This window comes from Rhizobium sp. OAE497 (assembly GCF_040546565.1).
GTDB lineage: Bacteria > Pseudomonadota > Alphaproteobacteria > Rhizobiales > Rhizobiaceae > Rhizobium.
The window spans coordinates 231,370-255,625 of sequence record NZ_JBEPOA010000001.1 but is presented as its reverse complement, the minus strand read 5'-3'; the positions used below and the strand labels follow the sequence as shown (position 1 = coordinate 255,625).

27 protein-coding genes are annotated in these 24,256 nt (G+C 61.6%); 20 read left to right on the top strand and 7 right to left on the bottom strand.

Annotated elements, in window-relative coordinates:
- Positions 1–39: 39 nt before the first annotated feature.
- The 8 genes from ABIE40_RS01290 (at position 40) to guaA (ending at position 8,396) form a co-directional block, all read left to right on the top strand.
- Positions 40–1,317 carry an imelysin family protein gene (locus tag ABIE40_RS01290; protein WP_199625993.1) on the top strand — a complete coding sequence of 426 codons (1,278 nt, stop codon included), beginning with the start codon at positions 40–42 and terminating at the stop codon, positions 1,315–1,317.
- A gap of 46 nt (positions 1,318–1,363) precedes the next feature.
- Positions 1,364–2,902, top strand: coding sequence for a di-heme oxidoreductase family protein (locus tag ABIE40_RS01285; protein WP_199625992.1), 1,539 nt, complete (start codon positions 1,364–1,366; stop codon positions 2,900–2,902).
- Positions 2,902–3,996 carry an imelysin family protein gene (locus tag ABIE40_RS01280; protein ID WP_199625991.1) on the top strand — a complete coding sequence of 365 codons (1,095 nt, stop codon included), beginning with the start codon at positions 2,902–2,904 and terminating at the stop codon, positions 3,994–3,996. The genes ABIE40_RS01285 and ABIE40_RS01280 overlap by 1 nt, the downstream gene beginning before the upstream one ends.
- 5 nt (positions 3,997–4,001) lie before the next feature.
- Positions 4,002–5,093 carry a DUF1513 domain-containing protein gene (locus tag ABIE40_RS01275; protein ID WP_199625990.1) on the top strand — a complete coding sequence of 364 codons (1,092 nt, stop codon included), beginning with the start codon at positions 4,002–4,004 and terminating at the stop codon, positions 5,091–5,093.
- Positions 5,094–5,133: 40 nt separating this feature from the next.
- Positions 5,134–5,586, top strand: coding sequence for a TspO/MBR family protein (locus tag ABIE40_RS01270; protein ID WP_199625989.1), 453 nt, complete (start codon positions 5,134–5,136; stop codon positions 5,584–5,586).
- A gap of 68 nt (positions 5,587–5,654) precedes the next feature.
- Positions 5,655–6,104, top strand: coding sequence for a PaaI family thioesterase (locus ABIE40_RS01265; protein ID WP_112713905.1), 450 nt, complete (start codon positions 5,655–5,657; stop codon positions 6,102–6,104).
- Positions 6,101–6,739 (top strand): 5'-methylthioadenosine/S-adenosylhomocysteine nucleosidase, encoded by a 639-nt coding sequence (locus ABIE40_RS01260; RefSeq protein ID WP_130279276.1) that lies wholly within the window; start codon positions 6,101–6,103, stop codon positions 6,737–6,739. Before ABIE40_RS01265 ends, ABIE40_RS01260 begins: the two co-directional genes overlap by 4 nt.
- A 94-nt stretch (positions 6,740–6,833) precedes the next feature.
- Positions 6,834–8,396 carry a glutamine-hydrolyzing GMP synthase gene (gene guaA / locus ABIE40_RS01255; RefSeq protein WP_199625988.1) on the top strand — a complete coding sequence of 521 codons (1,563 nt, stop codon included), beginning with the start codon at positions 6,834–6,836 and terminating at the stop codon, positions 8,394–8,396.
- Positions 8,397–8,412: 16 nt separating this feature from the next.
- On the opposite strand, the gene ABIE40_RS01250 is transcribed toward guaA, so the two are convergent.
- Positions 8,413–8,976: a methylated-DNA--[protein]-cysteine S-methyltransferase gene (locus ABIE40_RS01250; RefSeq protein ID WP_199625987.1), complete on the bottom strand. Its 564-nt coding sequence runs from the start codon at positions 8,974–8,976 to the stop codon at positions 8,413–8,415.
- Between the two features lie 236 nt (positions 8,977–9,212).
- On the opposite strand from ABIE40_RS01250, the gene ABIE40_RS01245 reads away from it, so the two are divergent.
- The 4 genes from ABIE40_RS01245 to ybaK all read left to right on the top strand — a co-directional run bounded on the left by ABIE40_RS01245 (position 9,213) and on the right by ybaK (position 11,747).
- On the top strand, positions 9,213–9,782 hold the full coding sequence (locus ABIE40_RS01245) for a 2'-5' RNA ligase family protein (protein ID WP_199625986.1): 570 nt from the start codon (positions 9,213–9,215) through the stop codon (positions 9,780–9,782).
- Between the two features lie 74 nt (positions 9,783–9,856).
- Complete coding sequence (locus ABIE40_RS01240; protein ID WP_199625985.1) at positions 9,857–10,918, top strand: M14 family metallopeptidase; 1,062 nt, start codon at positions 9,857–9,859, stop codon at positions 10,916–10,918.
- A 2-nt stretch (positions 10,919–10,920) separates the two neighbouring features.
- A complete protein-coding gene (locus tag ABIE40_RS01235; RefSeq protein WP_199625984.1) occupies positions 10,921–11,271 on the top strand; it encodes an ArsC family reductase in 351 nt (116 codons plus the stop codon).
- Positions 11,272–11,273: 2 nt separating this feature from the next.
- Positions 11,274–11,747 (top strand): Cys-tRNA(Pro) deacylase, encoded by a 474-nt coding sequence (gene ybaK / locus ABIE40_RS01230; protein ID WP_199625983.1) that lies wholly within the window; start codon positions 11,274–11,276, stop codon positions 11,745–11,747.
- On the opposite strand, the gene ABIE40_RS01225 is transcribed toward ybaK, so the two are convergent.
- Positions 11,744–12,184 (bottom strand): MarR family winged helix-turn-helix transcriptional regulator, encoded by a 441-nt coding sequence (locus ABIE40_RS01225; protein ID WP_354540949.1) that lies wholly within the window; start codon positions 12,182–12,184, stop codon positions 11,744–11,746. The genes ybaK and ABIE40_RS01225 overlap by 4 nt on opposite strands.
- A 74-nt stretch (positions 12,185–12,258) precedes the next feature.
- Here ABIE40_RS01225 and ABIE40_RS01220 point away from each other — a divergent pair, with 74 nt between their 5' ends.
- Positions 12,259–12,936 (top strand): glutathione S-transferase family protein, encoded by a 678-nt coding sequence (locus ABIE40_RS01220; protein WP_199625981.1) that lies wholly within the window; start codon positions 12,259–12,261, stop codon positions 12,934–12,936.
- 99 nt (positions 12,937–13,035) lie between these two features.
- Positions 13,036–14,286, top strand: coding sequence for an aminopeptidase (locus ABIE40_RS01215; protein WP_130279285.1), 1,251 nt, complete (start codon positions 13,036–13,038; stop codon positions 14,284–14,286).
- A 10-nt stretch (positions 14,287–14,296) separates the two neighbouring features.
- On the opposite strand, the gene ABIE40_RS01210 is transcribed toward ABIE40_RS01215, so the two are convergent.
- From ABIE40_RS01210 to ABIE40_RS01200, 3 genes are all read right to left on the bottom strand, one after another.
- Positions 14,297–14,887, bottom strand: a complete 591-nt coding sequence (locus tag ABIE40_RS01210; protein WP_199625980.1) for an NAD(P)H-dependent oxidoreductase — start codon at positions 14,885–14,887, stop codon at positions 14,297–14,299.
- 9 nt (positions 14,888–14,896) lie between these two features.
- The gene (xseA, locus tag ABIE40_RS01205; protein ID WP_199625979.1) at positions 14,897–16,483 is read right to left on the bottom strand and encodes an exodeoxyribonuclease VII large subunit; all 1,587 of its coding nucleotides are present in this window, start codon (positions 16,481–16,483) and stop codon (positions 14,897–14,899) included.
- Between the two features lie 68 nt (positions 16,484–16,551).
- On the bottom strand, positions 16,552–18,372 hold the full coding sequence (locus tag ABIE40_RS01200) for a hypothetical protein (protein ID WP_354541060.1): 1,821 nt from the start codon (positions 18,370–18,372) through the stop codon (positions 16,552–16,554).
- A 171-nt stretch (positions 18,373–18,543) separates the two neighbouring features.
- On the opposite strand from ABIE40_RS01200, the gene ABIE40_RS01195 reads away from it, so the two are divergent.
- The 4 genes from ABIE40_RS01195 to ABIE40_RS01180 are packed head-to-tail and all read left to right on the top strand — an operon-like array spanning position 18,544 to position 21,036.
- Positions 18,544–19,545, top strand: coding sequence for a glycosyltransferase (locus tag ABIE40_RS01195; RefSeq protein ID WP_199625977.1), 1,002 nt, complete (start codon positions 18,544–18,546; stop codon positions 19,543–19,545).
- Positions 19,546–19,572: 27 nt separating this feature from the next.
- Complete coding sequence (locus ABIE40_RS01190; protein WP_199625976.1) at positions 19,573–20,277, top strand: class I SAM-dependent methyltransferase; 705 nt, start codon at positions 19,573–19,575, stop codon at positions 20,275–20,277.
- Positions 20,274–20,651 (top strand): DMT family transporter, encoded by a 378-nt coding sequence (locus ABIE40_RS01185; RefSeq protein WP_354540948.1) that lies wholly within the window; start codon positions 20,274–20,276, stop codon positions 20,649–20,651. The genes ABIE40_RS01190 and ABIE40_RS01185 overlap by 4 nt, the downstream gene beginning before the upstream one ends.
- Positions 20,644–21,036 (top strand): GtrA family protein, encoded by a 393-nt coding sequence (locus ABIE40_RS01180; protein ID WP_354540947.1) that lies wholly within the window; start codon positions 20,644–20,646, stop codon positions 21,034–21,036. The genes ABIE40_RS01185 and ABIE40_RS01180 overlap by 8 nt, the downstream gene beginning before the upstream one ends.
- On the opposite strand, the gene ABIE40_RS01175 is transcribed toward ABIE40_RS01180, so the two are convergent.
- The gene (locus ABIE40_RS01175; RefSeq protein ID WP_199625975.1) at positions 21,037–22,023 is read right to left on the bottom strand and encodes a Gfo/Idh/MocA family protein; all 987 of its coding nucleotides are present in this window, start codon (positions 22,021–22,023) and stop codon (positions 21,037–21,039) included.
- Between the two features lie 181 nt (positions 22,024–22,204).
- Here ABIE40_RS01175 and ABIE40_RS01170 point away from each other — a divergent pair, with 181 nt between their 5' ends.
- Complete coding sequence (locus ABIE40_RS01170) at positions 22,205–23,152, top strand: aldo/keto reductase (RefSeq protein WP_199625974.1); 948 nt, start codon at positions 22,205–22,207, stop codon at positions 23,150–23,152.
- An 11-nt stretch (positions 23,153–23,163) separates the two neighbouring features.
- Positions 23,164–23,607 carry a GNAT family N-acetyltransferase gene (locus tag ABIE40_RS01165; protein WP_199625973.1) on the top strand — a complete coding sequence of 148 codons (444 nt, stop codon included), beginning with the start codon at positions 23,164–23,166 and terminating at the stop codon, positions 23,605–23,607.
- Here the strand turns inward: ABIE40_RS01165 and ABIE40_RS01160 are convergent.
- Positions 23,597–24,214, bottom strand: coding sequence for a hypothetical protein (locus ABIE40_RS01160; RefSeq protein WP_199625972.1), 618 nt, complete (start codon positions 24,212–24,214; stop codon positions 23,597–23,599). The genes ABIE40_RS01165 and ABIE40_RS01160 overlap by 11 nt on opposite strands.
- Between the last annotated feature and the right edge of the window lie 42 nt (positions 24,215–24,256).

Sequence of the window (24,256 nt, the reverse complement as noted above, 5' to 3'; positions counted from 1 at the left end):
TCCGGCATTTCAGACGGAGATCCGTCACAGGAGAGGACCATGAAGCTCAACAAGAATGTCTGCGTAGCATTGGCGCTGGCGGTAGCCCCCCTATCCGCCGCACCGGCTTTCGCAGCCGCCCCGAAGGCAGCCGAAGTCGTCAAGTATTATGCCGAAGTCGGGCATGCGAAATACGAAGACGCGCTGACGACGGCCAAGACGCTCGACGCCGCGATCGACGCCTTCCTGAAGGCGCCGACGGACGAGACCCTGAAGGCTGCCCGCGACGCCTGGATCAAGGCCCGCGTTCCCTACCAGCAGACCGAAGTCTACCGCTTCGGCAACCCGATCGTCGATGACTGGGAAGGCAAGGTCAACGCCTGGCCGCTCGACGAAGGCCTGATCGATTATGTCGACGCCTCCTACGGCACCGAGAGCGACGAGAACTCTCTCTATGTCGCCAACGTCATCGCCAACAAGACGATCAAGATCGACGGCAAGGATGTCGACGCTTCCAAGCTGACGCCCGAGTTTCTCTCCGGCACGCTGGCTGAAGCAGGCGGCGTCGAAGCCAACGTCGCGACCGGCTACCACGCCATCGAGTTCCTGCTCTGGGGCCAGGATCTGAATGGCACCGGCCCGGGTGCGGGCAATCGCCCGGCAACCGACTACGACCTGAAGAATTGCACGCACGGCAATTGCGACCGCCGCGCCGAATATCTGAAGTCGGCCTCCACGCTCCTGGTTTCCGACCTGCAGGAAATGACCGACAACTGGGCTCCCGGTGGCGCTGCTACCAAGCATGTCGAGGAAAATGCCAAGGCTGGCCTAACCGCCATCCTGACCGGCATGGGCTCGCTCTCCTACGGCGAGCTGGCCGGCGAGCGCATGAAGCTCGGTTTGCTGCTGCACGATCCGGAAGAAGAACATGATTGCTTCTCCGACAACACCTACAACTCGCATCTCAACGATGCGATCGGCATTGCTGCTGCCTACACGGGCGAATACACCCGCGTCGACGGCAAGAAGATGACCGGCCCGTCCCTGCACGACCTCGTCGCAGCCAAGGACAAGAAGCTCGACAAGGAAGTCGAAGGCAAGCTGAAGACCACGCTCGACGCCATGCACGCCATGGCCAAGCGCGGCGAGACGGTCGAGAAGTACGACCAGATGATCGGCGAAGGCAACAAGGAAGGCAACGCTGTCGTCCAGGCCGCCATCGACGGCCTCGTCGACCAGACCAAGTCGATCCAGCGCGTTATTGCCGCACTCGACCTCGGCAAGGTTGAGCTTGAAGGTTCGGACAGCCTGGATAATCCTAACGCTGTCTTCAAATAAGCAATAAAGGCGGGCCGTCCTGCAGAAGGGCGGCCCGAACTCCGAAATGCCAGATCAACGGGCTCGCCGTCTCTATTTCAGCGTCGCGCTTCTCGCCACGCTTGCCGGCCTTCCCGTCGCGCTCGCCGCCAATTTCGATCTGCCGCTGAAGCGCACCGATCTTTCCGACTCCGACCTGAAGCGGGTCGCCGATGTGACGCGGCCGACGACGGACTTCTCGAAAGCCGAGCCCTACGAGGCGATGCAGGCGGGTGCCGCGACCTCGATCGACCCTGTCACCGAAGACAGTTTCTCGCATATCTCCGCCAATATTCCCTTTGAGGAAGAGCAGAATTTCAAGCTCGGCAACGCGCTGTTCAAGAAGCTCTGGGTGTCCGCGCCCTCCTCCACACAAGCTTCCGACGGCCTCGGGCCGCTGTTCAATGCGCGCTCCTGCATGAGCTGCCACGTCAATGACGGCCGCGGCAAGCCGCCGGAAGGCGGCGTCAGTACCACATCGATGTTCCTGCGGCTGGCCCGCATGCCGAAGACGCCGGACGAGGAAAAGGCGATCGCCGACGCCGAGACCGTGAATTTCCCCGACCCCGTCTACGGTCACCAGCTGCAGGACCTCGCGGTGCCCGGGCTTGCAGCCGAGGGACGGATGAAGATCGGCTATACCGAAAAACCGGTGACGCTTGCCGGCGGCGAAGTCGTGTCGCTACGCGCGCCCAGCTATTCCGTGACCGATCTCGCCTATGGCCCGCTCGACCCGGCGACGACGATCTCTCCGCGCGTCGCACCTGCGATGATCGGCCTAGGACTCATTGAGGCGATCCCGGCTGCCGATATCCTGGCGCATGCCGATCCCGACGATCGCGATGGCGACGGCATATCGGGCAAGGCTGCAATCGTGCGCGATCACCTGACCGGGCAGATTGCGCTCGGCCGCTTCGGCTGGAAAGCGCAGAACGCCACCGTGCGCGATCAAAGCGCCGATGCCTTCTCGAACGATATCGGCATCTCCACCCCCGACCGGCCGGACGCCCACGGCGACTGCACCGATGCCGAGACCAAATGCCGCAAGATGCCGACCGGCGTGCAGAAGCGTCTCGGGAATGAGGAGGCGCCGGGGCCGGTTCTCGATCTCGTGACCTTCTACTCCGCCAATCTGGCGGTGCCCGCCCGGCGCAAGGCGAGCTTTGCCGATACGCTGCGCGGCAAGCAGCTTTTCTACCAGTCGGGATGCGTCTCCTGCCACGTGCCAAAATTCGTGACGCGCCGCGACACGGCTGAAAAAGCTCAATCTTTTCAGCTTATCTGGCCCTATTCCGATTTCCTGCTGCATGACATGGGAGACGGGCTTGCCGACGGGCAACAGGTCGGTCTTGCAAGTGGACGTGAATGGCGCACGCCGCCGCTATGGGGTATAGGACTGACCCGGACTGTCAGCGGACACAGCTTTTTCCTGCATGACGGCCGCGCCAGGAACCTCACCGAAGCAATCCTCTGGCATGGCGGCGAAGCAGAAAAAGCCCGCGATGCATTCTCCTCTCTGCCGAAAGACGATAGAGAGGCCCTGATCAGATTCCTGGAGTCCCTGTAATGCGCCTTTGGCAACCTCTCGTTCTCTCGCTTGCCCTTGCCGGTCAGGCTGCCGCCCAGACGGCGCCGGCGCCCTCGGGCCTCAACGAAGACGCGGTGCCGCAGGTGATGGCGCGCGCCGTCGACGAGGTGATCCGTCCGGGTTACCGCAACATGCAGCAGTCCGCCGCCCGCCTGACGACGGCGATGAAGGACCTTTGCGCCGACGGCACGCAGCAGACGCTCGACAAGGCGAAATCGACCTTCGACGACACGATCCGCTACTGGTCGAATATCGAGATCGTCCAGACCGGACCGGTCATTCACGACAACCTCTTCGAACACATCCTGTTCTTCCCGGATCGCAAGGGCGTTGGCCTGAAGCAGGTTCAGGCGCTGATCGCCAAGGCCGATCCGCAGGACGCCACGGTCGACGCGATCGCCGGCAAGAGCGTCGCGCTGCAGGGCCTGACGGCGCTGGAATATGTGCTCTACGGCAATGGTTCCGACGACCTCACGAAGCAGAAGAACGGCTTCCGCTGCCAGTATGGCGCGGCTGTTGCCGGAAACATCCAGCGCGAGGCCGGCGAAGTCGTCGCCGCCTGGGAAAAGCCCGATGGCGTCCAGGCGAGCTGGAAGCATCCCGGCCCGGACAGCGAAGACTTCATGGACAACAAGGAAGCCGTGGCGGCTCTGCTTGGTATCCTCGTCCATGGTGCCGAGACGGTTCGCGACCAGCGCTTGGAACAGTTCTACAAGGGCAAGGATGCGGCTCCGCGTCCGCGCATGGCGATATACTGGCGTTCGAAGAACACCTGGAAGTCGATGGCGGCCAATATCGAAGGACTGCGCACGCTCTGGCAGAAGGCCGGCATGGCTGAACTGCTGCCCGCCGACAAGAAGCCGATCGCCGATGCGATCGAGGCTAACTTCAAGACGCTGCTCGATACCGTGCCGAAGCTCAATCCCGATATCGATGTCGCGACCAGCGATGCCGAAAGGGCCAAGCTCGATGCGTTTCTGGCGACCAGCCGCGACCTGATCACCAAGATCAGCGACGATTACGGCGGCGCGATCGGTCTGTCGGCCGGCTTCTCCTTCTCCGACGGGGACTGAGCCAGATGTGGCGCAGCGCGGCGATCGACCGGCGTGGCTTCGTCAAGGCCGCAGGCGTGACCTTCCTGGCCGCGCTGCAGCCGCGCAGCCTTTTCGCGCTCGAGCGCGCCGACGCCGTCTATGCCTCTGGCATCCGTGCGGCGGATGGCTCCTTTGCCGTTGCGACCGTCACCGAACGCGGCGAGATCATCGATCAAGTCGAGCTGCCCGCCCGTGCCCATGGCATGGCATTCAGCAAGGCGACCGGCAAGACCGTCGCGTTTGCCCGCCGCCCGGGCACATATGCGATGATCTTCGACCCCTGGAACAAGGGCGAGCCCATCGTCATCACCTCGATCGAGGGGCGGCATTTCTACGGGCATGGGAGTTTCTCGCCCGATGGCCGCATCCTCTATGCCAGCGAGAACGATTTCAACGGCAATCGCGGCATGATCGGCCTCTACGACGCCACCAATCGCTTCGCCCGGATCGGTGAATACGAGACTTTCGGCGTCGGGCCGCATGACATGACCGTTTCCGATGACGGACGGATGCTGATCGTTGCCAATGGCGGCATCGAGACCCATCCGGATTTCGGCCGCACGAAGCTCAATCTCGATGCGATGCAGCCATCCCTGGCGCTGATCGATGCAGCGACCGGCGCGCTGATCGAGAAACGGACGCTGCCGCCGCAATGGGCGCAGGTCTCCACCCGCCATGTCGATCTCGATGCCGATGGCCGCGTCTGGTTTGCCTGCCAGTATGAGGGTTCGCGGCGCGACCTGCCGCCGCTCGTCGGGCATTTTTCCAAGGGCGAGGATCTGACCCTTATCGACCTGCCCGAGGAGACGACGCGCCGCCTCGGCAGCTATGTCGGCGCCATCGCCGTCAACCGCGCCGACCGGCTGATCGGCATCACCTCGCCGAAGGGGCTCTCGGTGACGATCGATGCCCGCACCGGCCGGATGGTATCCGAGGATTCGTTGCCCGAAGCCGCCGGGATCGCACCGGCCACACATGGTTTTGCCGTCTCCTCCTATGACGGCGAATTCCTCTCCGCCCATAGCGATGTGGCATGGGATCAACACATCGTGCGAATTGCGCGCCAGCGCGCCTAAGGGCGCTGGACCCCGGAATATGCCGCCCTAGCTCCGCGGCATGAGCAAAGCCCTCACCTACCTCGTCTTCATTACCGTCTCGCTCGGAGGCGGGCTGCTGATCGGCACCAACAATCTTCCCGGCGAATGGTACCAGTCGCTGGCCAAGCCGGCCTTCAATCCGCCCAACTGGGTTTTCGGACCGGTCTGGTCGATCCTCTACATCCTGATTGGCATTGCCGGTGCACGAACCTGGATGCGTGGCCATCTTTCGGCGGCGATGCTGATCTGGGCGGTGCAGATGGTTTTCAACTTTCTCTGGTCACCCTTCTTCTTCGGCGCCGAAATGCCGCGGGCGGCCCTTTTTATCATCATCGTCCTACTGGCATTGGTCATCGCCTTCATCGCTAATCGATGGCAGGCGGACCGTCTCTCGGCCGCGCTTTTCCTGCCCTATGCCGTCTGGGTCGGCTTTGCGACAGTTCTCAACGCCTCGATCGCCTACCTGAACTGAATTGCCTTCCGCCATCCTTGTCGAATCCAGCGCGCCATGCCACTTTCGCCGCTCGAAGGGGACAAGGTATGAGCGTCGGCAATAGCGGAGACTTCCGCGAACGGATCAGGCAGAGCTTCTCGCGCCAGGCGGCGATGGAGACGATCGGGGCGGAACTGACGCGTGTCGAACACGGCGTCGTCGAGATCGAGCTGCCGTTCGACGTGAAGCTGACGCAGCAGCACGGCATCCTGCATGCAGGCATCATCTCCGCCGCGCTCGACAGCGCCTGCGGTTTTGCCGCCTACACGATGATCGACGCGGATGCCTCGATCCTCACAATCGAATTCAAGGTCAACCTGATGTCTCCCGGCCGGGGCGATCGCTTCCTGTTCCGGGGAGAGATCACCAAGCCCGGCAGCAACATCATTGTCGCGGACGGCCGCGGCTACGCGATCGGCGACGGCCCCGCGAAACTGATTGCATCGATGACGGGCACGATGATGGTCGTGCGAGGAAGAGAGGGAATTACCGGATGAAGTTCGAGCTGAAATCCGTTGCCGGAAAATCGATCCTGTTCGTGATGGCAGCGGAGGCTGAATACGGCCCGTTCCTCAAGTCCCGCTTCGAACCACTGATGACCGGTATCGGCCCGGTCGAGGCCGCGATCGCGATGACGAAGACGCTGGCTAGGCTCGACGCGACCGACGATCTGCCGCAGCTCGTCGTCTCCCTCGGCTCGGCCGGTTCGGCAAAGCTCGAGCAGACCGAAGTCTATCAGGTCTCGTCCGTCTCCTACCGCGATATGGATGCCTCGCCGCTCGGTTTCGAGAAGGGCAAGACGCCGTTCCTCGACCTGCCGGCGACGCTCGATCTGCCGCTGCGTATTCCCGGCATTCCCGAGGCGACGCTTTCGACCGGCGGCAACGTGATCTCCGGCGCTGCCTATGCCGAGATCGCCGCCGACATGGTCGACATGGAAACCTTTGCGATCCTGCGCGCCTGCCAGGGATATAATCTGCCGCTGATCGGCCTGCGCGGCATTTCCGACGGCGTCGAGGAGCTGCAGCATATTTCCGGCTGGACCGAGTATCTTCATGTCGTCGACCGCAAGCTTTCCTATGCCGTGGACAGCCTGTTTACGGCGCTGGAAGACGGCGTATTCTGGTTCTGAAAGCCTTGATAGCAGGGACAATCGGGACAATAAAATCCGCCACGCCCCGATTTCCCGCATTGCAAGAACGGGTGCTTTTCATTAAAGGCTCGCCATGACCCAGACAGCACATCCCGACAGCGTTCTCATCGTCGATTTCGGCAGCCAGGTAACCCAGCTGATCGCGCGCCGCGTGCGCGAAGCGGGGGTCTACTGCGAGATCGTTCCCTTCCAATCCGCCGAAGAGGGCTTCAAGCGCCTCCAGCCGAAAGCCGTGATCCTGTCCGGCAGCCCGGCCTCGACGGTCGATGAGGGATCGCCCCGCGCGCCGCAGATCATCTTCGACAGCGGCCTGCCGGTCTTCGGTATCTGCTACGGTCAACAGACGATGTGCATGCAGCTCGGCGGCAAGGTCGAGAGCGGCCATCACCGCGAATTCGGCCGCGCCTTCCTCGAAGTCGACGAAGACAGCAAGCTGTTCGAAGGCCTCTGGTCGAAGGGTTCGCGCCATCAGGTCTGGATGAGCCACGGCGACCGCGTCACGGCGCTGCCAGCAGGCTTCAAGGTCGTGGCGACCTCGCCGAACGCACCTTACGCCTTCATCGCCGATGAGAAGCGCAAGTATTACGGCGTGCAGTTCCACCCTGAGGTCGTGCACACGCCCGATGGTGCCAAGCTGATCGGCAACTTCATTCACAACATCGCCGGCATCAAGGGCGACTGGTCTATGTCGGCATACCGCCAGAAGGCGGTCGACGAGATCCGCAAGCAGGTCGGCGACAAGCGCGTCCTTTGCGCGCTCTCCGGCGGCGTCGACAGCTCGGTCGCAGCTCTGCTGATCCACGAGGCGATCGGCGACAAGCTCACCTGCGTGCTCGTCGATCACGGCCTGATGCGCAAGGACGAGGCGGCGAATGTCGTCGCCATGTTCCGCGAACACTACAATCTGCACCTGATCCACGTCGATGCGTCCGACAAGTTCATCGGTGAACTCGAAGGCGTTTCCGACCCCGAGACCAAGCGCAAGATCATCGGCCGCCTGTTCATCGAGACCTTCGAGGATGAGGCCAAGAAGCTCGGCGGCGCCGACTTCCTCGGCCAGGGCACGCTTTACCCCGATGTCATCGAAAGCGTTTCCTTCACCGGCGGCCCGTCGGTGACGATCAAGTCGCACCACAATGTCGGCGGCCTGCCGGAGCGCATGAACATGCAGCTCGTCGAGCCGCTGCGCGAACTCTTCAAGGACGAGGTACGCGTACTCGGCAAGGAGCTCGGCCTGCCCGACAGCTTCATCGGCCGCCACCCCTTCCCGGGTCCGGGTCTCGCGATCCGTTGCCCGGGCGGCATCACCCGCGAAAAGCTGGAGATCCTGCGCGAAGCCGATGCCATCTATCTCGACGAGATCCGCAAGGCCGGCCTCTACGACGCGATCTGGCAGGCATTCGCCGTGCTGCTGCCGGTCCAGACCGTCGGCGTGATGGGCGACGGCCGCACCTACGAATTCGTCTGCGCGCTGCGCGCCGTGACCTCGGTCGACGGCATGACGGCGGATTTCTATCATTACGACATGGAATTCCTCGGCCGCGCCGCCACCCGCATCATCAACGAAGTGCGCGGCATCAACCGCGTGGTCTACGACGTGACGAGCAAGCCGCCCGGCACGATCGAGTGGGAGTGATTCTCACTCCCACGGCCTAGAAGCCAAGCGACTGCTGGGCCGGCTCGGGCGGGCCCAGATTGACGCCTTCGAGCTCCAGCATCCTTACCTTCGAATTCGACCCGCCAGGGGCCGAAAAGCCGCCAATCTTGCCGCCGGCGGCGAGGACGCGGTGGCAGGGGATGATCAGTGCGACCGGGTTCTTGGCCATGGCCTGGCCGACGTCGCGGGCCGCTTCCGGGCCGCGGCCGAGTTCCTTGGCGAGCGTGCCATAGGTCGTCGTCCGGCCCCAGCCGATGCGGCGGGCGGCGGCATAGATTTCCCGGAAGAACTCGTCCTGATTGGACAGGTCCACCACCACATCCGAGAAGTCCACGGTCTCTCCGGCGAAGTAGCGTTTGACGGACTCGATCGTCGCTGCGACCGCGGCCGGCGGATCGGCGCTCACGCCTGACGACAGGCGTCTTAGCAAGAGCTGCTCAGTCGAGCTTTCAGTCTTTGTCGGCAGCTGGAAGCGGGTGATTCCGGCCGCATTCCAGGCGATGCCGCAATAGCCGCCAGCGGTCTTGAATATGCCGTAGTGATGCGTTGCCTCGCTCATGACGCAACCTCCATGATTGACTGTTCTCAAGATCGTATGCGCACGCCGCAGCTTCAACCCGTTTCTTGCCTGATGCACAGGGGCAGCGTTGGAGTGATTATTTGTTCTCTTTTTGTTCTTGTCAACCACGGTCCAGCTTGCTAGCCTTTTGACCTTCACGAGGAGGCGGCGAAGGCCGATTGACGATGGGCGCACAAAACCAGAGCGAATTCGCATTCGGGCCGCAGGCGGATGGAATGCCGCCAAGCCGTGGCGGTGGACCGGTGCACAAGCCCTGCAATGTCTATTTCGCGCTGCGCCCAGACGAGCGCGCCGCCGAACAGGCAAGGCGGCTGGCAGGCGAGCTGCGGCGCCGCTTCGGTCTGCGGGAGAGAGCGCGGCCGAAGCGGCTTCTCCATGTCTCGCTCTGCCATCTCGGCGAATGGGACGAGATTCCGCCGAGCATGCTTTTTGACGGGCTGGCGGCGGCAGCGGCCGTTCGGATGCGGCCTTTCAGGCTGACCTTTCGCCGTGCGGTCAGCTTCCGTCAGGGCAAACCGGCGCTCGTGCTGCGGGCTGATGAAGGGCGGCAGGAGATCCTGGCACTTCATGCGCAGCTGGCGCTGGCGCTGATGAACCGCGGTGTCAGCGTTCGGGTTCAGCCGAAACTCGAGCCGCATATGACGCTGCTTTACGACTATCGCAGCGTGCCGGAAACGATCCTGGCCGAGCCGATCGCCTGGACAGCCAAGTCCTTCGTGCTGATCAACAGCCTCACCGGCGAGGGCCGGCATGTAGACATCGAGGAATGGCCGCTGCTGGGCTAGCCTCCATTGGCGCTTGCGCCGCGCCGGTGGAGTTGCTTAAAGCTCCTGCACAGAGAATTTGGGAGTGCTGAACAGTGGATATTCGCGAAATCATCATTCCCGGCGATACGCCGGGTATCGAGTGGCGCCTGCCGGTGCTGCATTTCAAGGGCAACGATCCGCAGGCACCGAAGATCTATCTGCAGGCAGCACTCCATTCCAACGAACTGCCGGGAACGGCCGTGCTGCATTTTCTCTGCGGCAAGCTGCGCAAGGCCGAGAGCGAGGGACGGATCGCCAGCGACATCACCGTCGTGCCGCAGGCCAATCCGATCGGCGCCGCGCAGTCACATTTCGGCGAGATGCAGGGCCGCTTCGACTTGGGCACGCGCACCAATTTCAATCGTGATTTCCCGCTGATTTCGCTGCGGGATCGCGCCGGCCTGATCGAGAACCTCGACCGCTATCGCGCCGCCGACCGCCTGAAGCGCGAGCTGATCCACATGGCGCTCGGCGCCGATCTGGTGCTCGACCTGCATTGCGATGACGAGTCCCTTCAATATGCCTATATCGACGAGGCCTTCTGGCCGGAGGCGAGCGATCTCGCGAGTGCGCTGTCGATGGATGCCGTGCTGCTGTCGGATGGCGAAAGCTCGGCCTTCGAGGAGGCCGTCGGCTTTGCCTGGAAATACGAAGTTCCCGGTGAGAAGCGCGGCCGCCTGCCGGGCAAACTTTCGACTACGCTGGAACTGCGCGGCCGCCGCGACGTCTATCCCGGCATGGCAAGCGCCGATGCGGATGGGCTCTATGCCTTCCTCGCCGCACGCGGCGCGGTGACGGGCGAAACTGAGCCGCTCGCACCCTTTAGCGGCCCGGCGGCACCGCTGGACAATATCGAGATGATCCGTACGCCGGTGGCCGGCACCGTGCTCTTCCACCGCAATATCGGCGAGACGGTTGCGACCGGCGACCTGCTGGCGACCATCGTGACAAAGCCTGGCATGGCGGATGGCGAAGTCGAAATCCGTGCGCCGCAGGCGGGCCTGATCGTCACACGCATCTCCGATCGCCTGGTGCGCCGCCGCGGCGACCTGATGAAGATTGCCTGCGACGCCCCGAGCACGGCGCTGCGCAAGGCCGGAACGCTGGAAGACTGATCATGGCAACGACAATTTACGGCATCAAGAACTGCGACACGATGAAGAAGGCCCGCACCTGGCTCGACGAGCACGATGCAGCCTACGACTTCCACGACTACAAGGCCTCCGGCATCGACCGGGCGCATCTGGAAGCCTGGATTGACAAGGCAGGTTGGGAAACGGTGCTCAACCGCGCCGGAACGACCTTCCGCAAACTGCCGGATGCCGAGCGCGAAAACCTGACGCGCGAGAAGGCGATTGCTCTGATGCTGGCGCAGCCGTCGATGATCAAGCGCCCAGTACTAGAGCATGACGGCAAGCTGCTGATCGGCTTCAAACCTGAGGCCTATGCCGCGGAATTCGGACAGTAATCATGTCTAAGACGACGCGCGCCACTCAGGTTCTGGCAAAGTCCGGCGTCCAATTCACCGTGCATACCTATGACTACGACCCGAATGCCGAGCGCGTCGGCCTGCAGGCCGCAGAGGCGCTCGGCGAAGAGCCGCACCGCGTGCTGAAGACGTTGATGGCCGAAGTCGACGGCAAGCCGGTCTGCGTCGTCGTGCCGTCGGACCGCGAAGTCAGCATGAAGAAGCTTGCTGCCGCATTTGGCGGCAAGGCTGCCAACATGCTGAAGCCGGCCGATGCCGAGCGCCTGACCGGCTATCACGTCGGCGGCATCAGCCCTTTCGGCCAGAAGAAGCTTGTCCCCACCGCCTTCGAGGAAGCGGCGCTTGCCGAGCCGCTGGTTTACATTAATGGCGGACAGCGCGGGTTGCAGGTGAGGCTTGCGCCGGCGGACGCCGTGAAGGCGCTCAACGCCAAAGCAGCTTCGCTGATCGCTTAGCCAAACCTCTTCAGAAGCCCCGAGATCGCGCCCGCAGAGGCATCGTCGAGCTTCGAGCCGACATGCCTGTCGATCGCCTTCCCATAGATGGTCCACATCCGCTCGCGAAGGGCGCGACCGCTGTCCGTCACGGCAACCCATCTGCCGCGGCCATCGTCCGCAAATGTCTCGCGGGTCACCAGGCCCTCGCGCTCGAGACGATCGATCAGACGGGACAGATTATATTGCGCCAGCAGCGTCCGCTCTTCGATTTCGAAGGGGCGCAAGCGGCCATCCTGCGCACGAACGAGCTCCCACAGAACATCATACCACCCAAGCGGCGGCATCCCCGCCTTCTTCAGGTCGGCCTCGATTGCCTGCAGCAGTTTCTGCTGGGCGCGCATGATGCCGATCCAGGCTTGGGTGACGGCATCTGGTGGGATCGTTTCTCCGGACATGAATGTAATTACATCTATCTTGACCGGTGCCGCAATCCTATTTATATGCATCTGCATCTATTGTGGAGAACCCCATGCAGAAGCTTACCCTGATCTCCCATCATCTCTGCCCCTATGTGCAACGCGCGGCGATCGCGCTCGGCGAGAAAGGCGTGCCCTTCGAGCAGATACTGATCGACCTCGCCAACAAGCCGGACTGGTTCCTGAAGATCTCGCCGCTCAGTAAGGTTCCGCTGCTGGTCGTAGAGGAGGACGGAGAAAAAGCGGTGCTCTTCGAGAGCGCAGCGATCTGCGAATATCTGGACGAGACGCAACCCGGTCCAAAGCTGCATCCCGCCGATGCACTGTCGCGCGCCCGGCATCGTGGCTGGATGGAATTCGGCTCTTCCATACTCGCCGATCTCTGGACCTATGAGACCACGAGCGATGCGGCGCAGCTTGAGGACAAGCGCAAGATCATTGCCGGAAAGTTCCAGACGATCGAGGCAGAGCTTTCGGCGGGGTCATTCTTCGCGGGAGAAGACTTCAGCCTCGTCGATGCGGTCTTTGCGCCGATCTTCCGCTATTTCGACGTCTTCGACACGCTGGCGGAAAGCCACATCTTCGACGGGTTGCCGAAGGTCCAGGCGTGGCGGCGCGAACTTGCGCAGCGGCCGAGCGTGCGTGCGGCCGCCTCCACGGATTATCCGGAACGGCTGATGACCTTTCTCGAAAAGCATCAATCCGTGCTGCTCCGACGGAATGCGGCCTGAGCATCTGTTCCGGCGCGGCGAATCCGAAGCGTCGAGCTTCAATTTCGCCGCAAACGGGTCTAAGTCTGCTGCCTGCAATTCTATCAGGAGGTAGCGACCATGAACTTCATGCCACAGGGCCATTCCGTCGATCCGGTGAAGCTGGACAAGCTTGCGGAGGTGGCGGTGAAGGTGGGTCTGCAGCTGCAGAAGGGCCAGGACCTGGTGATCACCGCGCCGGTGGTTGCCATACCGCTCGTCCGCCTGATCACCAAGCATGCCTATCAGGCGGGCGCGGGCCTGGTGAACTCCTTCTATTCCGACGAGGAATCGACGCTGGCGCGCTATCAATATGGCAGCGACGAGAGCTTCGACCGGGCATCCGGCTGGCTCTACGACGGCATGGCGAAGGCCTATGCCAACAATGCCGCGCGCCTGGCGATCGCCGGCGACAATCCCATGCTGCTGTCGGAGCAGGATCCGGGCAAGGTGAGCCGCGCCAACCGCGCCAATTCGACCGCCTACAAGCCGGCGCTCGAGAAGATTTCGAATTTCGACATCAACTGGAACATCGTTTCCTACCCAAACCCTTCCTGGGCCAAGCTGGTCTTCCCGAACGATCCGGAAGCGATTGCGGTCGCGAAGCTTGCCAAGGCAATCTTCGCCGCATCGCGCGTCGATCTGGACGATCCGATTGCCGCCTGGGCCGAGCACAACGCCAATCTGCGCAAGCGTTCGGCCTGGCTGAACGGCCAGCGCTTCTCGGCGCTGCATTTCCAGGGACCGGGCACCGACCTGACCGTCGGCCTCGCTGACGGCCACGAGTGGCATGGCGGCGCTTCGACGGCGAAGAACGGCATCACCTGCAACCCGAACATCCCGACCGAGGAAGTGTTCACCACGCCGCATGCGCTGCGCGTCGAGGGCCATGTGTCGAGCACCAAGCCGCTGTCTCACCAGGGCACGCTGATCGACAACATCCAGGTGCATTTCGAGGGCGGCCGCATCGTCGAGGCGAAGGCAACGCGCGGCGCAGAAGTGCTGAACAAGGTGCTCGATACCGACGAAGGCGCACGCCGCCTCGGCGAAGTGGCGCTGGTGCCGCATTCATCGCCGATTTCGGCGAGCGGCATCCTGTTCTACAACACGCTGTTCGACGAAAACGCCTCGTGCCACATCGCGCTCGGCCAGTGCTATTCGAAGTGCTTCCTCGATGGCGCCAACCTGACCCAGGATCAGATCAAGGCGCAGGGTGGCAATTCCAGCCTGATCCATATCGACTGGATGATCGGCTCCGACAAGGTCGATATCGACGGCATCAACCCGGATGGATCGCGCGTGCCTGTCATGCGCAAGGGCGAGTGGGCCTGAGCGCCCGGCGTCATACCTCCGATAATGCCTTGCGGACGCGCTCCAGGTGGGCGCGCCGCTTCTCTGCTGTTGCACGGTCCATATCGTGCAGGCTGAGCATCCGGAAATCGAGCCGACTCGAGCAGAAATTGGCGATGCCGCGCTTCAGCAGCCGGCGCACCGGATTGCCCATATAGAAATGCACCAGCCACCAAGGCGACCCTGTCGTCGTCAGCGCCCAGAGCAGCTTGATATTGGTCAGTTGCGGAACGATCCGCCCGCCGGCAGGATCATGCGTGAACGCGACGCCGGGCACGAAGACGCGATCGAAGAAGCCCTTGAGGACCGCCGGAAAATTGAACCACCATTGCGGAAAGACGAGGATCAGGCCATCTGCCGCTTTCAGCCTTTCGACCAGGCCCGCGACGGCTGATGTATCATAGGGATCGTCGAAATATCCGCCGCGCTCACTACGGCTGAGCCGCGGATCGAAATCCTCCTCATAGAGATCGAGAAGATCGACCGTATGTCCGCCACCGGCGAGCGTCGCCTGCGCTTCCGCTGCGACCGATGCGGCGAAGCTGTCTCTGAGCGGATGGGCAAGAACGAGCAGGATGCGCATCGAGGCTCCCTAGAACAGGCTGCCCTGTTTCGGCGGCGTTGCCGGCTCGTCCGGCTTAGCCGGGCGTTTCTTCGCTGGCTGCGGCGGGCCTCCATCGGTCGTCACAGCGCCGATACGGCCGTCCGCGAACTCGATCGAAATCCCGGCACCGGCCGACAGCATCGCGGCCTGCGAGACCGGCCGGTTTTCATCGTCCCGGATCACGGCATAGCCACGCTTCAGGACGTTCTTGTAGGACAGCGACTGCAGCACGCGGTCCTGAGCTGCAAGCTCTCCCCTCGCCCGTGTCAGCTGGTGACGCACCGCTGTATCGCCGTGGCGGGAGAGATTTGCCAGGTGATCGCGCATGCGGGCCGTCTGGGTGGTCAGGCGCGCGGGGACCGAAGAGAGCGTGACGCCGAAGCGCTCGACGCGGCCTTTCAGAGCATCGAGGCGGCGCTCGACAATCCGTTCGGCGCGGGTCATCCGCTCGGCGAGTATCTGCCGCCGCTCGGTAATGCGATTGGAGAGCACATCCGGACGCAGATGCGATGCCGCCCGCTCGAAGCTGCGGCGCTTGTTTATGGTGTTAAGTTCCAGACCACGGCCGAGACCCGATGCCGCTTCATCGAACCGGCGGCGCGGCAGGGCAAGCAGTTGATCCAGCGACGGCAGGGCACGCATGAGCGCACGCACCGACTGGCGGCGATGATCCATCTGGCGGCTGACGCAGCCCTGAAGACGGGCCGAGAGACCAGCAAGCTGCGCCTCAAGCTCGGCCCGAACAGGCACGGCCATTTCTGCAGCACCCGTCGGCGTCGGCGCACGCACGTCGGCGGCATAGTCGATCAGCGTCCAGTCGGTTTCGTGGCCGACGGCCGATATCAGCGGGATGGTGCTTTCAGCGGCGGCGCGCACGACGATTTCGTCGTTGAAGCTCCAGAGATCCTCAAGGCTGCCGCCACCGCGCGCAACGATCAGCACATCCGGCCGTGGGATTTCGCCGCCGGGTTCGAAGGCATTGAAACCGCGGATGGCATTTGCCACCTCTTCGCCCGAGCCATCGCCCTGTACCTTCACCGGCCAGACGAGAACGTGGACGGGGAAGCGATCGGAAATGCGGTGCAGGATATCGCGGATGACGGCGCCGGTCGGCGAGGTCACGACGCCGATCACCTTCGGCATAAAGGGCAGGCGCCGCTTGCGGGCCTGATCGAACAGGCCTTCGGCGCCGAGCTTGCGCTTGCGCTCCTCGATCAGCGCCATCAGCGCCCCAGCACCGGCAGGCTCCAGCGTTTCGATGACGATCTGATATTTCGACGAGCCCGGGAAGGTGGTGACCTTGCCGGTGGCGATGACTTCCATGCCCTCTTCCGGGCGGAAGCGCAGACGCGAGAACACGCCCTTCCAGATGACGGCATCGATACGCGCCCGGTCATCCTTCAGCGAGAAATAGGCATGCCCCGAGGAATGCGGCCCGCGATAACCGGAAATCTCGCCGCGCACCCGCACCTGATCGAAGGCGGTCTCGACCGTGCGCTTGATCGAGCCGGAAAGCTCCGAGACCGAATATTCGGCGAGATTGGTGGGCGAATCGCTGTCGAAGACATTGCTCATGCCTTCGTTCTATCCGAAGTGCCGAAAAAGATCAGCCCGAAGATCGCGCCTCGACGCGTTCCCCGGCGTCAATCCACCGGCTTGAAGAGGAAATACTGGACCCCACTCGCGGTCGCATAGGGCTGCAGGTAATTGGGGATGTTACCCTTGGCGAGCTGGGCGTAGAGGCCGTCGGGTTTCAGGCGCTGGAGTTGCTGCGTTGCGACGTCCGTCGGACAAAAAGCTAATGCCGTCGCACCTGCGCCGCGCATAAAGGCCTCTGCCTCCTTCGGCTCAGCAAGACCAATGTGAAGCTCAGTCAGCATGCCCCGCTGATTGCGATGGTAGGGAGCTGTCAGAACATGCTGGTCCGTAAAGCGAAGAATTGGAACACCTATTTCGGAAGACGCCACCACCATGCCCACGGGTAGCTTTTTCAATGGCGCCATCGCTTCCTCTGTTCTGCAGATTTCCTGCGTGCCTTCAACGTCAGCCGCCTGCTTCCGCTCTTCCGGTGACTCGCGCTGAAGTTCGACCAGGCTGCCAGCCACCGCCCAAGCTGCCGGTACGCTCGCCAAAACTACCAGGATATAGCAAAGCGCAGCGGCAATGTTCTCGCGATCCCCGTTGGAGACGCGGCGCGCATCGATGATCATAAGGCTCAGCGGCAAGATCGCGATCATATTTGAGAAGGCGGCCCCGCGGACTTGAAAGGCCGCAATGGCCCAACTGACTCCGAGCAAGAACATTATAATCAAATGGATCTCGACGCGATCACGCTGGATGATACGAAACAAGCAGACAGCAAGGCCGAAGAAGCCGACGGCATAGAACGCGCCGATGGTAAAGGCTTCGGTTTTGGCGAGAGCGGCGATAGAGCGCGCTTCGGAAATTCCATTCAACCAAAGCTCGACGAGCATTGGATCAAGGTCGTTGAGAGGATTGTGAAGGCATTGCGGTGCGATGAGCACCGCCGAGATGCCGATAGCAGCGCCTACGCCAGCCAGCACCGCGAAGCGGACCGCGCGGCTGGAACGGCTTGCCAGAACCGTTGCTCCAGCAAGCAGCGCGCCACCGATTGCCGAAAGGCTGTAAAAACCGAGAGAAAGATTGTCGCAAGTAACTGCCGAATAGAGGCGCGGCGGGATCGTCCCGAAAAAAAACACGCTGACTGCGATCGCCAAGGAGAGACCAAATGTTCTTGCGGCGGGGGCGTAGATCTCACCATGCCAAGCCCATGAGATGGCGACAACGATGCATATAGAAGCTACAGCGGGACTCGTCTCTACACCGACCGCTATGGCGATAGCCGCACAGAGACCCGCTATTGCGAAGTTCCAAGCGCGGTATCTCGGGTCCAGGAGCATTGCCACCATCGTGGCAACGAGGCCCTGCTGCGCATTGTGGTGATCAATAGCGCCTGGGACGAACCGGCCGCTCGTCATCACCATCAGCACTGTCATGCCAAGCGAAATATGCATCCCCGCGACGCCGCCAATTCGGCGCCCGGCAATCGCCATGGCCAGCATCAGCGGAAGGATAAGCGACAGCGGCCATATGGCCAGTGCAACTGCCTCCGCGTGTTCACTGGCGAGGAAAAGCCCGAAAAACTTGATTAAGGTCGCAATCGGCAGGTCGATCAGCCGCGACCAGTGCATCGAAGTGCCGTCGACTCCGAGCCGGTACTGCATGAGATCGAACCAGCTCTGACCATTCAGCAGATCGCGAACCTCGATCAGCCGCATTCCATCATCGTTATCCGGACCGACATAATCCTTGGCTTCAGGAATTTTCATGATCGCGATTACCGTGATCAGGATCGTACAATAGGCGATAACGGTGGGCCAAAGCCGCGTCATCAAGCCTAGAAATTTCTCAAGTCTGCGTGTCGAAATGGCGAGGATGGTCATTCCTGCAGCGTTCGTCATAGGTTCGTTCCACTTGCTCGAGCAGACACTATCTCTCGCCGATCAAGAAACAGTAAAACGTGCCATTGCAGGGCAAGGAGCACCCTGCGTCATAGCGTCTTATTAACACTGCCGGATTTATACTGCGCCCCGTTCAAACCCGATGAGAAGATCATGAACAGATCGCAGAACGATACTCCGACCATTGCCGTCCTCCTTCCCTGCTATAACGAGGCATCGACAATCGGGGCTGTTGTCCGCGGGTTCAAGGCGGCGCTTCCCGAAGCGCAGATCTATGTTTACGACAACAATTCCACGGATGGCACGGCGCTGCATGCAATGCTGGCGGGCGCCAACGTTGTGCGTGAGCGGCGGCAGGGCAAAGGTCATGTCGTACGCCGCATGTTCGCCGATATCGATGCCGACATTTATCTGATGGCTGATGGAGACGGCACCTATGCCGCGGAGGACGGCGAGGATCTGATCCGCACCCTCCTGACCGAGCGTTCCGACATGGTCGTTGGCACGCGCCGCAATGTGCTCGCTGACGCGGGCCGGCAAGGTCATGCATTCGGCAACAAGATCTTCAACATGCTATATCGGACGATTTTCGGGACCGATTTTACCGACATCTTCTCCGGATACCGCGCCTTTTCACGCCGCTTCGTCAAAAGCTTTCCTGCAGTTTCCGCCGGTTTCGAAATCGAGACGGAAATGTCGGTTCACGCCTCGCGATTGAAGCTTCCTGTCAGCGAACTGGAACTGGACTACGGCCGGCGTCCGGAGGGCTCTCATTCAAAGCTCTCGACATTCAGGGACGGAGGGAAGATTCTTTGGATGTTTGCAATGCTGATGAAGGAAACGCGACCCTTTGCCTTCTTCGGAATCCTCAGTGCCCTGTTCATGACGGCCAGCCTCGGCTTCATGGCGCCTGTTCTTGCGGAATATTTCGCCACCGGGCTGGTGAACAGAATGCCGACCTGGGTCTTGTCGATGGCCTTGATGATGATCTCCTTCATGATCTTCACCGCCGGCCTGATCCTGGATTCCGTTGCGCGGTCGCGAGCTGAACAGCTGCGTATTCACTACCTCAACACCGATCGCCGAACTGTGAGCAAGCGGCCCGAAGTGAGCTTCGATACGCCGCAAAGCAACAAGACGGCTCGTATCGCGTGATTTTTCGGCTAAGGTGACGCTACCTCGATGAACAGAGAAACAACCAATCGAATCCGCTTCGTACTGGAAGACATTTTGCCGCCAATCGTTCGTGACTCCGGTGCTTTTCGCTGGGCAGCAAAACGCGTATGGGGCGAGCACATCACGCATCTGGCCAGGTTTCGAGAGCGGGCGCCCTTTCTTTCCGCTGACGAATATGCGGAGCTTTACCGCAACCATCCGCGCGTCCACGAAGGCACCGATAACTCCGAGGCCTGCATTTCGCGGATCCTGGCATCAGTCTCGGGTGAAAGTGTCTGCGACATCGGTTGCGGTACGGGAGCGTTGCTCAGCCGCATTCAATCGGCACATCCGAAGCTGAAACGCCTTACGGGCGTCGATTTCGTCATTGACGATGCGTCACGGCTTTCTGGGATCGAGTATGTCGCAGCCAAGGTGGAAACTCTGCCTTTCGCCGACAAAGAGTTCGACACGGTGATCTGCACGCACGTGATAGAACACATTCTGGACTATCGGCAGGCGATCGCTGAACTTCGCCGTACTGCCAAGCGCCGCGTGATCATCGTCGTGCCGCGTGAGCGTGAGTACCGCTACACGTTCAATCCGCATTTCAATTTCTTTCCGTATACACACTCCTTCCTTCGCGCGGTTCATCCTGTACCGTCCGTTTATGTTTGCGAGGATATAGGGCGCGACATTTTCTACTCGGAAGACAGAGATACTGCGGATTGAAAGGCACGGCGATGCTCTCGAATTTCTCCCTTGGCACATGGGTCGGGCTAATCGGTACGCCGCTGCTGATCGCCACGGGCCAGGTCCTTTTCAAGATGACGAGTGCGACTGCCGGCGAACCGAGCATTCGCAACGTATTCGCGTTGCTTCTCAATCCGGTGCTGTTGGCCGCGCTCGTCCTCTACGGTCTTGGGACGATTATCTGGATTTATGTTCTGAAGGCCGTGCCGCTTACGATTGCCTATTCCTTCATGGGACTGACCTTCTGCTTCGTCCCCTTGCTGGCGCAGGCGTTTCTCGGCGAGGCTCTGACGCTTCGCTACGCCATCGGCGCCATCTTCATTGTCGCAGGTATGCTGGCGATCAATGGCTGAGGTCGAAGGCTCCCGCGGTACTCTCCTCCTACGCTTTGCCGCGATGCTTTTCGTGGCATCAGCGATCGAGGCCATGGCTCTTCATCTGCTGCTTGGCGAAGTCGGACCACTCGCCGCAAGAGCACTCAGTATTTTCGCCGTTCAGGTCGCAACGATCGCACTTCTGCCCCGGCTGGACCTGACAGCTCGCGACAGTATTTCGGTCGGTCCGGTAGCCATTATCGCCCTGCTGCTTATCTCCGCACTCGTCAATTACGGCCTCTACGCCGCGCTGCTGCTGACGATCCCGGCGCTGCAGCCGCTCGCGGCGCTGGTGCTTGCCACCGCCGCGTCGATGTTCTTCAGCTTTTTCGGCTATTCCCGCTTCGTCTTCCGCAGTGAGTGATCAGACCGGCTCCCAGCCGTCCTTCTCGCTGGCGCGGTAGATCGCGTCGATCACCTTCTGGTTCAGCTTCGAATTTTCCAGCGTGACGATCTCTTCCTGCTCACCCTTGGCGGCGCGGGCGAAGGCTTCGGCTTGCTTGCGGTACTGGCGGCTGTCCTGGAAGCGGAAGATGGTGGACTGGTTGTGGCCGCGATTGCTGAGTTCGATCTCCTCTGGGCCCCAGCGGTCGGCGTTGAAGGGCGACTTCACCTCGATGAAGCCTTCGGTGCCATGGAAAACCATCAGCTGGCGATTGGCCATCTGCGTCGAGATGTAGAAGCTCAGTTCGAAGTCACCGAAGTCGGCCTTCACGCTCGAATAGATGTCGGTGCCGAATTCCGGGTCGCGCTCGGTGACTGCCTGGATGCGCAGCGGCTCCTTGCCGGTGGAGAAGCGGGTGCTGATCGTGGGGTAGACGCCAATGTCAGGCAGACCGCCACCGCCGAGTTCAGGGATGTTGCGCATGTTGCCGGGGTCGCGGTTGAAGTAAGTGAAGACGCCCTGAACGTGGCGCAGCTTGCCGATCGCGCCTTCGGCGATCAGCGAGCGCACCTTCCGCCAGACGGGAGCGTAGGTGACCATGAAGGCTTCCGAGATGATCACCTTGTTGCGATCGCGCGCGGCGATCAGGCCGTCGATTTCTCCCGCCTTCAGAGCGATCGGCTTTTCGCAGAGCACATGCTTGCCGGCATCGGCAGCCTTGATGGCCCATTCAATATGCTGCGAGGTCGGCAGCGGAATGTAGACGGCGTCGATCTTATCGGATGCCAGCATTTCCTCGTAGGAGCCGAAGGCATGCGGCGCGGAGAAGCGATCCGCCATCTCGCGGGCGCGCGCCAATTCGCGGCTGGCGACCGCGGCAACGACGCAGTTCTCGGCGTCCTGAATGGCCGGCACGACCGCGTCGCGGCCGATCTTTGCGGTAGAAATGATGCCAAAACGCAGCATGGATGAAGCCTCCCGAATGTTGATCGCGGGCACATTATTCACCCGGGGCCGGGCAGGCAATGGCGCGGCGAAAGATCACGAAAGTTTGGTTTCCTTCAGCCGGAAGCTGCACTAGTTTGTCTCACGGCGGCGTTCTGCCGCGTCCGCACTTTCAAATAAATCAGCACTTTAGGAGAGCGCCATGAATATGCGCCGGCTTGGAAAAACAGGTCTTTCCGTCTCCCCGATCGTCTTCGGCGGCAACGTTTTCGGCTGGACCGCAGACGAGAAGACGTCCTTCGACATTCTGGATGCCTTCTTCGATGCGGGTCTCAACACCATCGACACGGCGGATGTCTATTCGGCCTGGGTTCCCGGCAACAAGGGTGGCGATTCCGAAGAGATCATCGGCCGCTGGCTGAAGAAGGGCAAGGTTTCGCGCGACAAGGCCGTCATCATCACCAAGGTCGGCTCGGACATGGGCCAGGGCAAGACGCTGAAGGAACAGTACATCCTGAAGGCTGTGGAAGACTCCCTGCGCCGCCTGCAGACCGATTACATCGACGTCTATCTCTCGCATTGGCCGGACGCCGATACGCCGCATGAGGAAAGCCTCACCGCCTATGCCAAGCTGAAGCAGCAGGGCAAGATCCGCTCCTTCGGTTGTTCCAACTATGATGCCGCGCTGCTGCAGGCATCCTTCGATGCCGCAGAGAAAGCGGGGCTGCCGCGTTATGACGTATTGCAGCCGGAATATAACCTCTATGAACGCACCAGTTTCGAAGGGCCGCTTGCCGATCTTTGCGTCAAGGAAGATATCGGGGTCATCACCTATTTCAGCCTGGCGGCAGGCTTCCTGACCGGCAAATATCGCAGTAAGGCCGATACAGAGGGCCGGGCGCGGGAAGGCCGCGTGTCGCAATACCTCGATGCCAAGGGCATGAGTATTCTCGATGCGCTGGACAAGGTCTCCGCAGAAACCGGCGCCAAGCCGGCCGAAATCGCGCTTGCCTGGCTTCTGAACAAGAAGGGCGTGACGGCGCCGATCGCCAGTGCTACCAGCCTGTCGCAACTGGAAAGCCTTGCGAAGGCTGCCAAGCTCACGCTGTCAGGCGAAGCGATGGCGCTGCTCGACAAGGCCGGAGCCTGAGGAGAGCACCGATGACCGTGACCATCCGGGACGCGAGACCCGAAGACGAGACCCGCTGGCGGGCGCTCTGGAAGGATTATCTCGATTTCTACGACGTCACGGTCGACGAGAGCATCAGCGATTCCACCTGGCGCCGGGTTTTCGATCCGGCGTCGGCGATCTTCATGCGCGTCGCAGAGATCGACGGCAATGTCGTGGGCTTCACGCTGTCGTTGACCCATGAGGGAACGTGGATCCACGGCAAGGATTGCTATCTCGAAGATCTCTTCGTCGATGGCACCATCCGCGGCAAAGGCGTTGGCCGGGCGCTGCTCGACGATCTCGTTGCGCTCTGCAAGGCCAATGGCTGGTCGCGGCTCTACTGGCACACGAGCGAAAGCAACGCCCGGGCACGGGCGCTCTATGACAGCTATGTCGAGAATGACGGGCACATCCGCTACCGCATCAATTTCTGAGCGGCGGGAAATCCCGGTAGAATTCCGAGTGATCGCCATCCCAGTTCGCCATGCCCCGCTTGGTCAGGATGCCGCGCGGGCGGACATAGCTTTGGATGATACGGCGCGGGCGCTCATGCCACTGGATGTTGAAAGCCCATAGTTTCGGGAAGAAGCAGAGCGCCGCATAAGGCAAATGGTCGTGGATCCACCAGGCGAGCCGCTGCCAATCGCTTTCATCGCTGTAGCGGTCGACAAGCCAGGGAACGGCGACACAGGCGGTTGCGCCCATGCAGCCGTCGAAATCCCTGAGATCCCATATGTGGTCGGCGGCCGTTGCGGCATTCGAGGAGCAGTTGAGCTTGTTCTTGTTGCCAAACTTGTTGACCGCGGCGGTGCGGTAGCCGGAGCGGATGTGGAGCCGGCCGAAGGTCGCCTGCAGCGGCTCCAGCAGCTCTTCGCAGAGCCTCTTGCCTGCTTCGATCGCCAATTCAGGATCGTCAGGGATATTGGGTATGCGGTAGAAGTCGGCGATCTCGGAATGCAGAAAGTCGCGAAAGAAGAAATTCTTGGAGAGCCGGGCGCGGCCCATGTCTTCCAGCGCTTTCATCGATCCCGGTTTTTTCATCGGTTTCCTCCCTTGATATCGGAGAGCATCGATGGATTCGCC